This is a genomic window from Escherichia sp. HH41S, from assembly GCF_009820115.1.
Taxonomy (GTDB): Bacteria; Pseudomonadota; Gammaproteobacteria; order Enterobacterales; family Enterobacteriaceae; genus Escherichia; species Escherichia coli_F.
Genome location: NZ_VNXE01000020.1, coordinates 136917 through 149755, shown reverse-complemented (window position 1 = coordinate 149755; position 12839 = coordinate 136917). Strand labels below are relative to the sequence as shown.

The window sequence follows — 12839 nt, the reverse complement described above, 5'->3', positions numbered from 1 at the left end:
CTGCAGTAATGATTTGTATGTGATACACAGCAACATTTCGAGATATTCATACGGAATCTAGTACTGGTTTAATTCTGTTTAAAATACAGGCAGATAACAAGATGAATATTCTTAATGCTTACGTTAAAAATGTTTAATATTATTTAATAGTTGTTAATTTGAATACTTCGATAATGTTATATTTCTTGATAATCATTTGCAGGCAAAATGTTTTCACCCTTAAATGAGTATTTATTCTCATAAATCGAAAAAGGATTCACTATGGTTACTCTTTACGGCATTAAAAATTGTGACACCATTAAAAAGGCTCGCCGTTGGCTGGAAGCCAATAACATCGCCTATCGTTTTCATGATTACCGCATTGATGGGCTGGACAGCGGATTATTGAACGGTTTTATCAACGAATTAGGCTGGCAAGCGTTACTCAACACCCGTGGTACAACCTGGCGTAAACTGGACGAAACCACCCGCAATAAAATCACCGATGCGGCCTCTGCGGCGGCATTAATGACTGAAATGCCTGCAATTATCAAACGCCCATTGCTCTGTGCGCCCGGGAAGCCTATGCTGCTGGGTTTCAGTGATTCCAGTTATCAGCAATTTTTCCATGAGGTGTAGTCTATGTCGTGCCCGGTTATTGAGCTGACCCAGCAGCTTATTCGCCGCCCATCCTTAAGCCCTGATGATGCGGGATGTCAGGCAATCATGATCGAACGTCTGCAGGCGATCGGTTTTACCGTTGAACGCATGGACTTTGCCGATACGCAAAACTTTTGGGCGTGGCGTGGGCAGGGCGAAACGTTAGCCTTTGCCGGACATACCGACGTGGTACCGCCTGGCGACGCCGACCGTTGGATTAATCCGCCGTTTGAACCAACCATTCGTGACGGCATGTTGTTCGGGCGTGGTGCGGCAGATATGAAAGGCTCACTGGCGGCGATGGTGGTAGCAGCAGAACGTTTTGTCGCGCAACATCCCAACCATACAGGTCGACTGGCATTTCTGATCACTTCTGATGAAGAAGCCAGTGCCCACAACGGTACGGTAAAAGTCGTCGAAGCGTTAATGGCGCGTAATGAGCGTCTCGATTACTGCCTGGTCGGCGAACCATCGAGCATCGAAGTGGTTGGTGACGTGGTGAAAAATGGTCGTCGCGGATCGTTAACCTGCAACCTCACCATTCATGGCGTGCAGGGGCATGTAGCCTACCCGCATCTGGCTGACAACCCGGTACATCGCGCAGCACCTTTCCTTAATGAATTAGTGGCTATTGAGTGGGATCAGGGTAATGAATTCTTCCCGGCGACCAGTATGCAGATTGCCAATATTCAGGCGGGAACGGGCAGTAACAACGTTATTCCGGGTGAACTGTTTGTGCAGTTTAACTTCCGCTTTAGCACCGAACTGACGGATGAGATGATCAAAGCGCAGGTGCTTGCCCTGCTTGAAAAACATCAACTGCGTTATACGGTGGATTGGTGGCTTTCCGGGCAGCCATTTTTGACCGCGCGCGGCAAACTGGTGGATGCGGTCGTTAACGCGGTTGAGCACTATAATGAAATTAAACCGCAGCTACTGACCACAGGCGGAACGTCTGACGGGCGCTTTATTGCCCGCATGGGGGCGCAGGTGGTGGAACTCGGGCCGGTCAATGCCACTATTCATAAAATTAATGAATGTGTGAACGCTGCCGACCTGCAGCTACTTGCCCGTATGTATCAACGTATCATGGAACAGCTCGTCGCCTGATGAGTGGTTCTGCAAGAGGAAATAAGCATGGACTGGCTGGCTAAATATTGGTGGATTCTGGTGATTGTCTTTTTGGTAGGCGTCCTGCTGAACGTGATTAAAGATCTCAAGCGCGTCGACCATAAGAAATTTCTCGCCAACAAACCGGAGCTTCCCCCGCATCGTGATTTCAACGATAAGTGGGACGATGACGATGACTGGCCGAAAAAGGATCAACCGAAGAAGTAAGCTAAGTGGCCGGATAAGGCGTTAATGCCGCATCCGGCAATGGTGAACGATGCCTGATGCGACGCTCACGCGTCTTATCAGGCCTACCAGGCTATTATTGCATCATTTCAATTACATCATCATCGCCAGGTTTGCCACCACTTAGCGCTTCGTCGAAATAATGTTTCGGAATGGTATAACGCAAGTGATCCAGGGCAAATTGCATACTGCGATTGTCGATTGCATGGCCTAAATCCTCCACAATATCCAGCGTCACATCACCACCTGCACTGATTAACGCTTCCTGCGCCGCAACCGCATGCGCCAGATCGATAACCGGATCTTCACCGCCATGAATCAAGTGAATTGTCGTGGCTGTAGACGCGGTTTCCGGCAAGCTGGCGTAACGTCCGTTAAAGGCAATGACGCGCGAAGCAAGACCCGGTTCGGCTTTAATGCTCTCCAGTGCCATAATCGCGCCTTGTGAGAAACCGATTAGCGCCGTGGCGTTAGCCCCTACTCCGCTCTGTTTCTGCCAGTAGCGCACCGTCTCAATAAACGTCGGCATGATGGCATCCACACGCGCCTGGCGATTATCTTCCGTAATACCCTGCACCGAAAACCACTGACGCCCCGCCGGATTACCGCTCGGCTCCGCGCCACCGACGCTCACCACCAGTGCATCAGGAAACAGCGGCGCAAACCAGCTGCCGATCTCACCCATCGCTACCGGGTTATCCCCGACACCGTGGAAAAGCAGTAACAACTGTTGTGCAGGTTTATCCGGGCTTTGAACAACAAAATGGTCATGTTTCATGGCGAACTCCTTAACTGATGTCATTAATTTTACGCCGCTGACTCACAATGACCATGGGAGAAAATTGAAGGAGTCAGTGAAAAAATTGCCATTGCGTTATGCGATCGCGCAGACGCTCAGTGCGAACATTATCAAGTGCGAACAGCGCCTGCGCGGCCTCTTCTCGCTGACGGGCCAGTAACATCTTGCGGCCTGAAAGTTTAAGTGTGGTACATAACTGCGCGTCACTGGCGTTTTTCTGTAAACGACCACGCAGCGCCGGTAATGCCAGTTCACTGGTTTGTAGCAGACGCGTTAAGCAACCTAACGACGTTAATAGCGGACGATGAGCGAAAGCAAAACCGGCCAGTTCAAGCCAGTCGTCCTCAGAAAGGACGGCATCATTTCGTGGATCGACGGGGAGCCTTTCGCCATTCCACTGCGTGAGAGCATGCGCATCGCGACGTAAACGGTAATGCTCATGTTCCGCCAGCTGTTTACCCGCTTCACTCATAGGTAACAGCGCCATCGCCGTATAGCAACCGCTGCTGGCTTCACGATGATTACCCATTCGCACCAGCACAAAACCGCAGCGTTGCCAGAAACGCCATAACTCCTCGGTGTAACCAAAACTCACCGAAAGATAGTCGAGGTCATGCGTATAGTTTAAAGCACGGGCAATAAGCTGTTGCCCAACGCCTTCACGCTGACGAGCTGGATGAACAGCTATCCTGCTGACACGTCGTCCGCGCAATGTCGCTGCCAGTGGATTGCTGCCGTGCGCCGCCAGCGACTGGGCCACCAGATTACCGCGCGGGCGACGAAAACCTGCCCATACCGCCTGGCTGAGTTCTTGAGATAATCCGCCCTCCTCGACCAGCCACAGCGCCCCGGCGATCTCGTTTTCACAAGCCGCCTGGAAAAAATGTTGCCCAGGTACATCCATCATGCGGCGTAAATCCAGCGGCGAGGTCCGGTAGTGCGCGCCAGACAATAGCTGATATACCTTTAACGGTGTATCCGGATCGCTTCGCCATAAGGTCTGTTCAAAAGCGGAAATGACGATGTCACCTTGTGGTTCGTGAGTGAAGTTTTCATCGTCAAAAACCAGTGCCTCGCTGACCATTTTTTCCAGCGGGCATCCCTGCGCCCAGCGGATCGGCTGTTGCAATTCGAAACGGTGTAAATGCGGGAAACGCGCACAAAATTTCAGCAAAAAACCACGTCCGGTACCTTCGTAGCCCTGCACCGTAGTGGTTAACAACGTTCGAGGAAAACGCGATACCAGTTGATGCAACAACGGCGCAGGTATGGCTGCGGCTTCATCGACCACCAGCCAGTCGGCTTGCTCATCGCTGGCTAACAAGGCATCCGGCGCAATAAAGCGAAACTTTTCGCCCGCAAATTGTGCCAGTACATCCGTTGCCGCTTTTGCAGGCGCGGTGACAATCGCACTGCCCGCAATACGAGAAATGAGTTGCCCTGCCAGCGCCGACTTACCGCGCCCACGCGCAGCAGTTACCGCTGACACACCCGGCGGCATGGTGAGTAGCTGCTGTAAGAGTTGCTGTTGTTCTGGTTGTGGTGCGCCAGTCGCGGGTTGCCAGTCAGTACGGGGAATAAAATGCGTCAACGTGAACGGCTGGTTTTGCCGCCAGAGGATAGCGTCGTGATCCGCCGTAAGTACGCGTTTGAGGTGCCGGACAAAATGCGGCGTGGCAATAGGGTCAAGGCAATCACTCCAGCGCAGCGAATCGGCATCAGGTTGGTTTTCCCACTCTTCCCATACAGGGAGTAACAACACCAGCCAGCTTCCCGCTTTCAACGTTCCGCTAAGTGCCGCAAAGGCAGCGGCATCAAAGCCCTGGCGGGCGTCGAATACCGCATGCCGGAACTCGCGCCCAAGTAAAGTTTGTAGCGCCGAGGGAGTACAGTGGTTTTCAGCGACTGGCTGCGGTGAAACCCACAACCAGTCGCCAGGTAAAGCATCACGCAACTTAAGCGCACAGTTAAAGCACCAACGTTCTTCCCCGCTCAACACCAGCAAGCGGCGGATCCCTTCACGTTTCATTTGCGCTGTTAATGGGTGAAGCGCAGTCAGTTCAGCCATCCCTGCCCCGAAAGTTAAATGCTTTTACCAAAAGTATTGCATTGTGCCGGATCGCCGCTGTCGAAACCACGTTTAAACCAGCTGTAGCGTTGCTGAGAAGTGCCATGAGTGAAACTGTCTGGTACGACTCGCCCCTGACTTTGCTGCTGTAAACGGTCATCGCCGATGGCCTGCGCCGCATTCAGCGCTTCTTCCAGATCGCCGGTTTCCAGAACGCCTTGCTGCTGCATGCTATGCCCCCAGACACCGGCAAAACAGTCGGCCTGGAGTTCCATACGCACAGATAAGCGGTTTACTTCCGCCTGCGTCGCGTTTTGTTGCAGTTGACGGACTTTCGGCTCGATGCCTAACAGTTTCTGCACATGATGACCGACTTCATGGGCGATAACGTACCCCTGGGCAAAATCGCCATCCGCGCCAAGTTTGTCTTTCATGTCATCATAGAAGGAGAGATCGATATAAACCGTGCCATCCGCCGGGCAATAGAACGGTCCCATAATGGACTGGCCCGCCCCGCAGCCGGTGCGCGTCATTCCACGGTACATGACCAGCTTCGGTTGCTGATAGGTTTTACCCATCTTCTCGAATTGCTGTCCCCAGGTGTCTTCCGTGGTTGCCAGAATCACCGAGGTGAATTTTGCGGCTTCGTCTTCATTAGGGCTAATTGACCGCGTTGATTGTTGTTGGGAAACCGGCTGTCCGGTCATCAATCCGGTTAAATCAACGCCATAGTAGCCTGCAACCAGCACGACTATCAGTAAAATCAGCCCGCCTTTACCGCTTGGCAGACGGAAACCGGGACCGCCCATTGACGGACCACCGGAGCTATTGCGCCTGTCTTCAACATTGTCACTTTCACGTCGCCCTTGCCAACGCATAGATACCTCAACAATATATTCATTATAGAAATGATCGTAGGTGGTTCAGAGGAAGATTACCACAGGAAAGCGGGATGAAATGGCGGAGGAATGAGCGTTCAATGCACATCTTATGAGAGCGGTTGTCTTGCCGTGCCAGCAGCACGGCAAGATGATGAATAGAAAAATCAGTCCAGCTGTACACCCAGGCGGCGGGCAACGGCTTCATAGGCTTCGATCAGGCCACCGAGGCTCTGGCGGAAACGGTCTTTATCCATTTTCTCCAGCGTTTCTTTGTCCCACAGGCGGCTGCCGTCCGGGGAGAACTCATCGCCCAGAACCACTTCGCCTTTGTACAGACCAAACTCCAGCTTGAAGTCGACCAGAATGAGACCAGCATCATCGAACAGTTTTTTCAGCACGTCGTTCGCTTTGTAGGTTAGCTCTTTCATACGCGCCAGATTCTCTTTGCTCACCCAGCCAAAGGTTTCGCAGTAAGATTCGTTGACCATCGGATCGTGCATGGCGTCGTTTTTCAGGAACAGATCGAACAGCGGCGGGTTCAGCTCAATACCTTCTTCGATTCCAAGACGTTTCACCAGAGAGCCAGCAGCACGGTTACGCACGACACACTCAACCGGCACCATATCCAGCTTTTTCACCAGACATTCGGTATCGGAGAGCAGACGCTCCATTTGAGTCGGGATACCCGCTTCAGCCAGTTTGCTCATAATGAAGTAGTTGAACTTGTTGTTCACCATACCTTTGCGATCAAACTGCTCAATGCGCGCGCCATCCCCTGCTGACGTATCATTGCGGAATTCGAGCACCAACAGGTCCGGGTTTTCCGTGCTGTATACGGTTTTCGCTTTACCACGATACAACTCAGCTTGTTTTTGCATCTTTATCACTCCTGGGTGTGAATTAACGTTTTAAAATCTTTTGCTGTCTGATGTGCCGGATGTTTTGTCGAATGCGGCAAGAACGCCTTATCCGACCTACGTCCGACAAACAAATTTCGTGCGAATTACCGCTAAAATCGCGTTTTTCTGCCGACGCACACGTTTGCGTATCATATCAGAAAAAAGGGCCGGATGACTCCAGCCCTGTATTTTTACTTGCTAAACGCAGCCTGGAAGACAGCTACCAGTGCGTCGTTCTGACTCTGAGTCAGAGTATGACCTTTCGGATCGATGAACTGTAGGCTGCTGCGGTTATCTAAATCGCCAACCTGCAGTTTATAGTCACCGGATGCCAGGCCTGGATCGCTCGCGCCCAGCTCCTGCCAGTCGCTGTCAGACAGCGGCTTGTAAGTTACGGCCATGTTGCCCTGCGAACGGGTGCTGTCGGTCACTTTCATGCCCACTTTTTCCAGCACCGCTGGCAGACGTTGCCAAACCACATTGAACGGCCCGCGTACGACCAGCATCGGTAAACCGGTGTCATCAGCTGCACTTTGTACATCCATAGTGGTGGAGGCACGATTTTGCGCAGCGTTCGCGGCGTCAGTGGCAGATTTATCCAGACCGGCGGAAATAACGTTCATCATCTCCGTGCTGTAACGCTGCATGGAAGCCGCGTCTGCAACCGGTTTGCCCGCCTGTTCCAGGTTCAGCAGTTTAACCGTAACCGCCTGCTGATAACCCTGCGGCTTAACAGAGATTTGATAACGACCACGATACTGCTCGTCTTCGTCCAGACGGTTCCATTGTACCCAATCGGTGGTCAGCGTCTGACCCGCATCATCACGTTGGGTGATGGTGTAGTTTTTCGCCTGCAGCACGCTAACCACCTGCGGCCACAGAGTATTGCCACGACCATTTTCCACCAGCAATGAAGCGGTATCGCCCGTGAACTGGGTACGCGCGCCAGAAACCAGTGCCAGCGGCTGGGCTGGTGGACGAATGTCCAGCGCCTTACCGACAGCACCACTACCGTTGGTCACCGGGATTGCATAATCACCGGAGGTCACCGGCAAAATCATTCCAGCCGGGGCATGAAGCTCCGCAAGCGGTGCTGCTTCCAGGTAGGATTCATCACCACTGACCTGGCGCTTATAGCGTGAGTCAGAACTACAGGCTGCGAGTAATAAAACAAGCGAAACACCCGCAACCTTTGCCAGGCGCGACTTTTGAACAGAGTAAGCCATCAAATCTCCCTAAACTTTACAGCAAACCGGCATGCTTAAGCGCCGCTCTGACCGTCTCACGACCACTGTCGGTGATTGGTGTCATTGGCAGGCGCAGCGTATCGGTCGCCACAAGACCCAATTCCTTACATGCCCATTTCACCGGGATTGGATTGGGTTCGACAAATAGTTTGTTGTGTAATGGCATCAGACGCTGATTAATAACGCGTGCCTCGGCAAAATGCCCTTCTGCCGCCAGTTTGCACATCTGGGCCATATCACGCGCTGCGACGTTAGCCGTAACGGAAATAACCCCATGACCGCCTAATTGCATGAAGTCCAGCGCGCTCGCATCATCGCCGCTCAGCAGAACAAAATCATCTGAAACCAGCTCTTTGATCTGGTTTACACGCGTTAAGTTCCCTGTAGCCTCTTTGATTCCGATAATATTTTTTACTTTCGCCAGACGGCCCACCGTTTCCGGGAGCAGATCGCAGCCAGTACGGGACGGCACATTATACAGAATTTGCGGCAGGTCAGTATGCTCAGCGATGGCTTTGAAATGCTGATACAAACCTTCTTGCGACGGACGATTGTAGTAAGGGGTTACCGTCAGACAGCCGACGATACCACTGTCATTGAAACGCTGCGTCAGGCTAATGGCTTCCGTAGTGGCATTAGCGCCGGTCCCTGCAATTACCGGAATGCGCCCGTCAGCCAGCTCCAGCGTCATCATCACCACATCAGCATGTTCGTCATGATTTAAGGTAGCGGACTCGCCAGTGGTGCCAACAGAAACGATCGCCGAAGTACCGCTGGCGACATGATAATCAATCAGTTTTTTCAAGCTAGCCCGACAGACATTACCTTTTTCATCCATCGGAGTAACAATCGCGACAATACTTCCCGTGAACATGGGCCATCCTCTGTGCAAACAAGTGTCTCAATGGTACGTTTGGTATGGCATTAAAAGCAAGCAGACAGAACCGTTCTGATTGTTGTATGCATGTTTTTTTTATGCTTTCCTTAAGAACAACTCACCCCTTAAAGGAATAACCAGTTTGACACTGTCATCGCAACATTATCTGGTGATCACTGCGTTGGGTGCCGATCGCCCTGGAATTGTGAACACCATCACCCGTCATGTCAGTAGTTGCGGCTGTAATATCGAAGACAGTCGCCTGGCAATGCTGGGAGAAGAGTTCACGTTTATCATGCTGCTTTCCGGTTCATGGAATGCCATCACTCTGATTGAATCAACGTTACCGTTGAAAGGTGCCGAACTGGATCTTTTAATCGTGATGAAGCGCACGACGGCGCGTCCGCGTCCGCCAATGCCGGCATCTGTCTGGGTTCAGGTCGATGTGGCAGACTCCCCGCATTTAATTGAACGCTTCACGGCACTTTTCGACGCGCACCATATGAACATTGCGGAGCTGGTGTCGCGCACGCAACCTGCTGAAAATGAACGGGCTGCACAGTTGCATATTCAGATAACCGCCCACAGTCCCGCCTCTGCGGATGCAGCAAATATTGAGCAAGCGTTTAAAGCCCTATGTACAGAACTCAATGCACAAGGCAGTATAAACGTCGTCAATTATTCCCCACATGATGAACAGGATGGAGTTAAGTAATGAATCCACTGAAAGCCGGTGATATCGCACCGAAATTTAGCTTGCCGGATCAAGACGGAGAACAAGTTAATTTGACCGACTTCCAGGGACAGCGTGTTCTGGTTTATTTTTACCCAAAAGCCATGACTCCCGGCTGTACCGTACAGGCCTGCGGCTTACGCGATAACATGGATGAATTGAAAAAAGCGGGCGTTGATGTGCTGGGTATCAGCACCGATAAACCCGAAAAACTCTCCCGTTTTGCGGAAAAAGAGCTGCTTAACTTTACGCTCCTGTCTGATGAGGACCACCAGGTGTGCGAACAATTCGGCGTCTGGGGTGAAAAGTCCTTCATGGGCAAAACCTACGATGGTATTCATCGCATCAGCTTCCTGATTGACGCTGATGGCAAAATCGAACATGTCTTTGACGATTTCAAAACCAGCAATCACCACGACGTTGTGCTGAACTGGCTGAAAGAACACGCCTGATTACTTCGCTCCATTCAGTGCTGGCTGCGCTTGCGGCCAGCACACCTCACTTCTCGTGATCAAGATCACATTCTCGCTTTCCCCTGCGACACGGGTGTCGAATCCATTTATTGCTGAACGTTAATGACCATCATTTTTGTACCGTTCAGAATTCAGTTAACACATAACTTATTGAATATATTAAATTAATCAGACTGGCATCCTTTATGCAATATGAAATGCAATGTTTCATATCATTTTCAAGGAGCCGACATGAACCGCTTTGTGGTGGCCGAACCACTGTGGTGTACAGGATGTAATACCTGTCTCGCTGCCTGTTCGGACGTGCATAAAACGCAAGGTTTACAGCAACACCCGCGCCTGGCCCTGGCGAAGACGTCAACACTCACTGCCCCTGTCGTGTGTCATCACTGTGAGGAAGCCCCTTGCCTGCAGGTCTGCCCGGTCAATGCCATCTCCCAGAGAGATGATGCGATCCAACTCAACGAAAGCCTCTGTATTGGCTGCAAGCTTTGCGCCGTGGTCTGCCCATTTGGCGCAATCAGCGCTTCAGGAAGCCGTCCGGTGAATGCCCCTGCGCAATATGTTTTTCAGGCTGACGGCTCACTCAAAGACGGCGAAGAAAACGCGCCGACCCAACATGCTTTGCTGCGCTGGGAACCGGGTGTCCAGGCCGTCGCGGTGAAATGCGACCTGTGTGATTTCTTGCCAGAAGGTCCGGCCTGCGTTCGCGCTTGCCCGAATCATGCGTTACGGCTGATCACCGACGATAGCCTGCAACGTCAGATGAAAGAAAAACAGCGCCTTGCCGCAAGCTGGTTTGCCAATGGCGGGGAGGATCCCCTTTCCCTCACTCAGGAGCAACGCTAATGGATGCCCTGCAATTATTAACCTGGTCGCTGATCCTCTATCTGTTTGCCAGTCTGGCTTCGCTGTTTTTACTCGGTCTGGACAGACTGGCTATTAAGCTTTCCGGCATCACATCGCTGGTGGGCGGCGCGATTGGCATCATCAGCGGAATTACGCAATTACATGCAGGCGTAACTTTAGTCGCCCGTTTTGCCACGCCTTTTGACTTTGCCGATTTAACCCTGCGAATGGATAGCCTCTCGGCATTTATGGTGCTGGTTATCTCCTTGCTGGTGATGGTTTGTTCGCTCTATTCATTGACTTATATGCGCGAATACGAGGGCAAAGGCGCGGCGGCGATGGGCTTCTTTATGAATCTTTTCATCGCATCGATGGTTGCCCTGCTGGTGATGGACAACGCTTTTTGGTTCATCGTGCTGTTTGAAATGATGTCGCTGTCTTCCTGGTTTCTGGTCATTGCCAGGCAGGATAAAACGTCAATCAACGCTGGCATGCTCTACTTTTTTATCGCCCACGCCGGATCGGTGCTGATTATGATTGCCTTCTTGCTGATGTGGCGCGAAAGCGGCAACCTCGATTTTGCCAGTTTCCGCACGCTTTCACTTTCTCCGGGGCTGGCGTCGGCGGTGTTCCTGCTGGCCTTCTTCGGTTTTGGCGCGAAAGCCGGGATGATGCCGTTGCACAGCTGGTTGCCGCGCGCTCACCCTGCCGCACCATCGCACGCTTCGGCGTTGATGTCTGGCGTAATGGTCAAAATCGGTATTTTCGGCATCCTGAAAGTGGCGATGGATCTGCTGGCGCAAACGGGTTTGCCGCTGTGGTGGGGCATTCTGGTGATGGCAATCGGCGCAATCTCCGCGCTCCTGGGCGTGCTGTATGCGCTGGCGGAACAGGATATCAAACGGCTGCTGGCCTGGAGTACCGTCGAAAACGTCGGCATTATTTTGCTGGCGGTCGGTGTGTCCATGGTCGGTCTGTCACTGCACGACCCGCTGCTCACCGTGGTTGGACTGCTCGGCGCACTGTTTCATCTGCTCAACCATGCGCTGTTCAAAGGGCTGCTATTTCTCGGCGCGGGTGCGATTATTTCGCGTTTGCATACCCACGACATGGAAAAAATGGGGGCACTGGCAAAACGGATGCCGTGGACAGCCGCAGCATGCCTGATTGGTTGCCTCGCGATATCAGCCATTCCTCCGCTGAATGGTTTTATCAGCGAATGGTACACCTGGCAGTCGCTGTTCTCACTAAGTCGTGTGGAAGCCGTAGCGCTACAACTTGCGGGTCCTATTGCTATGGTGATGCTGGCAGTCACTGGTGGGCTGGCAGTAATGTGCTTCGTCAAAATGTACGGCATTACTTTCTGTGGTGCGCCGCGCAGTACACACGCTGAAGAGGCACAGGAAGTGCCAAATACGATGATCGTCGCCATGCTAGTGCTCGCGGCACTCTGCGTATTCATTGCGCTTAGTGCCAGTTGGCTGGCACCGAAGATAATGCACATTGCCCATGCGTTTACCAATACCCCTCCCGTCACTGTCGCCAGCGGAATAGCACTTGTACCCGGCACGTTTCATACACGGGTCACTCCCTCATTACTGTTGCTGTTACTACTGGCGATGCCTTTGCTGCCTGGCCTTTACTGGCTGTGGTGTCGTTCGCGCCGCGCAGCGTTTCGTCGCACAGGAGATGCCTGGGCATGCGGCTACGGCTGGGAAAATGCGATGGCCCCGTCAGGCAATGGCGTGATGCAGCCGCTGCGTGTGGTCTTTTCTGCGCTATTTCGTCTACGACAACAGCTCGACCCTACGCTGAGGCTGAACAAAGGTCTCGCGCACATCACCGCCAGGGCTCAGAGCACAGAACCCTTTTGGGATGAGCGGGTGATCCGCCCCATCGTGAGCGCCACCCAACGGCTGGCCAAAGAAATACAGCATCTGCAAAGCGGCGACTTTCGTCTCTATTGCCTGTATGTGGTCGCCGCACTGGTTGTGCTGCTAATCGCTATTGCCGTCTAA

At 52.4% G+C, this 12839-nt stretch carries 13 protein-coding genes; 7 read left to right on the top strand and 6 right to left on the bottom strand.

All coding sequences use genetic code 11. The annotated features are described in order from the left end of the window. Positions 1 to 261: 261 nt before the first annotated feature. Genes FQZ95_RS05805 through FQZ95_RS05795 form a run of 3 tightly spaced genes read left to right on the top strand, consistent with a single transcriptional unit; the run spans position 262 to position 1977 of the window. Positions 262 to 618 (top strand): ArsC family reductase, encoded by a 357-nt coding sequence (locus FQZ95_RS05805; protein ID WP_000258228.1) that lies wholly within the window; start codon positions 262 to 264, stop codon positions 616 to 618. A gap of 3 nt (positions 619 to 621) precedes the next feature. Further along, positions 622 to 1749 carry a succinyl-diaminopimelate desuccinylase gene (gene dapE / locus FQZ95_RS05800; RefSeq protein WP_001277784.1) on the top strand — a complete coding sequence of 376 codons (1128 nt, stop codon included), beginning with the start codon at positions 622 to 624 and terminating at the stop codon, positions 1747 to 1749. A 27-nt stretch (positions 1750 to 1776) separates the two neighbouring features. Further along, on the top strand, positions 1777 to 1977 hold the full coding sequence (locus tag FQZ95_RS05795) for a YpfN family protein (protein ID WP_000383836.1): 201 nt from the start codon (positions 1777 to 1779) through the stop codon (positions 1975 to 1977). 94 nt (positions 1978 to 2071) lie between these two features. On the opposite strand, the gene ypfH is transcribed toward FQZ95_RS05795, so the two are convergent. The 6 genes from ypfH to dapA form a co-directional block, all read right to left on the bottom strand. Further along, on the bottom strand, positions 2072 to 2773 hold the full coding sequence (gene ypfH, locus FQZ95_RS05790; protein ID WP_000679813.1) for an esterase: 702 nt from the start codon (positions 2771 to 2773) through the stop codon (positions 2072 to 2074). 73 nt (positions 2774 to 2846) lie between these two features. Then, positions 2847 to 4862, bottom strand: coding sequence for a tRNA cytosine(34) acetyltransferase TmcA (tmcA, locus tag FQZ95_RS05785; protein ID WP_160529983.1), 2016 nt, complete (start codon positions 4860 to 4862; stop codon positions 2847 to 2849). Between the two features lie 14 nt (positions 4863 to 4876). Next, positions 4877 to 5740: a KPN_02809 family neutral zinc metallopeptidase gene (ypfJ, locus tag FQZ95_RS05780; protein WP_001267498.1), complete on the bottom strand. Its 864-nt coding sequence runs from the start codon at positions 5738 to 5740 to the stop codon at positions 4877 to 4879. 167 nt (positions 5741 to 5907) lie between these two features. Beyond that, the gene (gene purC / locus FQZ95_RS05775) at positions 5908 to 6621 is read right to left on the bottom strand and encodes a phosphoribosylaminoimidazolesuccinocarboxamide synthase (protein WP_001295467.1); all 714 of its coding nucleotides are present in this window, start codon (positions 6619 to 6621) and stop codon (positions 5908 to 5910) included. Positions 6622 to 6833: 212 nt separating this feature from the next. Beyond that, positions 6834 to 7868, bottom strand: coding sequence for an outer membrane protein assembly factor BamC (gene bamC, locus FQZ95_RS05770; RefSeq protein WP_160529982.1), 1035 nt, complete (start codon positions 7866 to 7868; stop codon positions 6834 to 6836). 16 nt (positions 7869 to 7884) lie between these two features. Beyond that, positions 7885 to 8763 carry a 4-hydroxy-tetrahydrodipicolinate synthase gene (gene dapA / locus FQZ95_RS05765; RefSeq protein ID WP_001592471.1) on the bottom strand — a complete coding sequence of 293 codons (879 nt, stop codon included), beginning with the start codon at positions 8761 to 8763 and terminating at the stop codon, positions 7885 to 7887. A 145-nt stretch (positions 8764 to 8908) separates the two neighbouring features. Between dapA and FQZ95_RS05760 the strand changes: the two genes are divergently transcribed. The 4 genes from FQZ95_RS05760 to hyfB all read left to right on the top strand — a co-directional run bounded on the left by FQZ95_RS05760 (position 8909) and on the right by hyfB (position 12839). After that, positions 8909 to 9481 carry a glycine cleavage system transcriptional repressor gene (locus FQZ95_RS05760; protein ID WP_000176186.1) on the top strand — a complete coding sequence of 191 codons (573 nt, stop codon included), beginning with the start codon at positions 8909 to 8911 and terminating at the stop codon, positions 9479 to 9481. Beyond that, positions 9481 to 9951 carry a thioredoxin-dependent thiol peroxidase gene (gene bcp, locus FQZ95_RS05755; protein ID WP_001068682.1) on the top strand — a complete coding sequence of 157 codons (471 nt, stop codon included), beginning with the start codon at positions 9481 to 9483 and terminating at the stop codon, positions 9949 to 9951. Before FQZ95_RS05760 ends, bcp begins: the two co-directional genes overlap by 1 nt. 252 nt (positions 9952 to 10203) lie before the next feature. Further along, on the top strand, positions 10204 to 10821 hold the full coding sequence (gene hyfA / locus FQZ95_RS05750) for a hydrogenase 4 subunit HyfA (RefSeq protein WP_160529981.1): 618 nt from the start codon (positions 10204 to 10206) through the stop codon (positions 10819 to 10821). Beyond that, positions 10821 to 12839, top strand: a complete 2019-nt coding sequence (gene hyfB, locus FQZ95_RS05745; RefSeq protein WP_160529980.1) for a hydrogenase 4 subunit B — start codon at positions 10821 to 10823, stop codon at positions 12837 to 12839. The genes hyfA and hyfB overlap by 1 nt, the downstream gene beginning before the upstream one ends.

Excerpts from the sequence above, each read along its gene's own strand:
- bamC (WP_160529982.1), bottom strand. The coding sequence starts at position 7,868 with ATGGCTTACTCTGTTCAAAAGTCGCGCCTGGCAAAGGTTGCGGGTGTT.
- FQZ95_RS05795 (WP_000383836.1), top strand. The coding sequence starts at position 1,777 with ATGGACTGGCTGGCTAAATATTGGTGGATTCTGGTGATTGTCTTTTTG.
- tmcA (WP_160529983.1), bottom strand. The coding sequence starts at position 4,862 with ATGGCTGAACTGACTGCGCTTCACCCATTAACAGCGCAAATGAAACGT.
- FQZ95_RS05805 (WP_000258228.1), top strand. The coding sequence starts at position 262 with ATGGTTACTCTTTACGGCATTAAAAATTGTGACACCATTAAAAAGGCT.
- purC (WP_001295467.1), bottom strand. The coding sequence starts at position 6,621 with ATGCAAAAACAAGCTGAGTTGTATCGTGGTAAAGCGAAAACCGTATAC.
- hyfB (WP_160529980.1), top strand. The coding sequence starts at position 10,821 with ATGGATGCCCTGCAATTATTAACCTGGTCGCTGATCCTCTATCTGTTT.
- dapA (WP_001592471.1), bottom strand. The coding sequence starts at position 8,763 with ATGTTCACGGGAAGTATTGTCGCGATTGTTACTCCGATGGATGAAAAA.
- bcp (WP_001068682.1), top strand. The coding sequence starts at position 9,481 with ATGAATCCACTGAAAGCCGGTGATATCGCACCGAAATTTAGCTTGCCG.
- ypfH (WP_000679813.1), bottom strand. The coding sequence starts at position 2,773 with ATGAAACATGACCATTTTGTTGTTCAAAGCCCGGATAAACCTGCACAA.
- hyfA (WP_160529981.1), top strand. The coding sequence starts at position 10,204 with ATGAACCGCTTTGTGGTGGCCGAACCACTGTGGTGTACAGGATGTAAT.
- ypfJ (WP_001267498.1), bottom strand. The coding sequence starts at position 5,740 with ATGCGTTGGCAAGGGCGACGTGAAAGTGACAATGTTGAAGACAGGCGC.
- dapE (WP_001277784.1), top strand. The coding sequence starts at position 622 with ATGTCGTGCCCGGTTATTGAGCTGACCCAGCAGCTTATTCGCCGCCCA.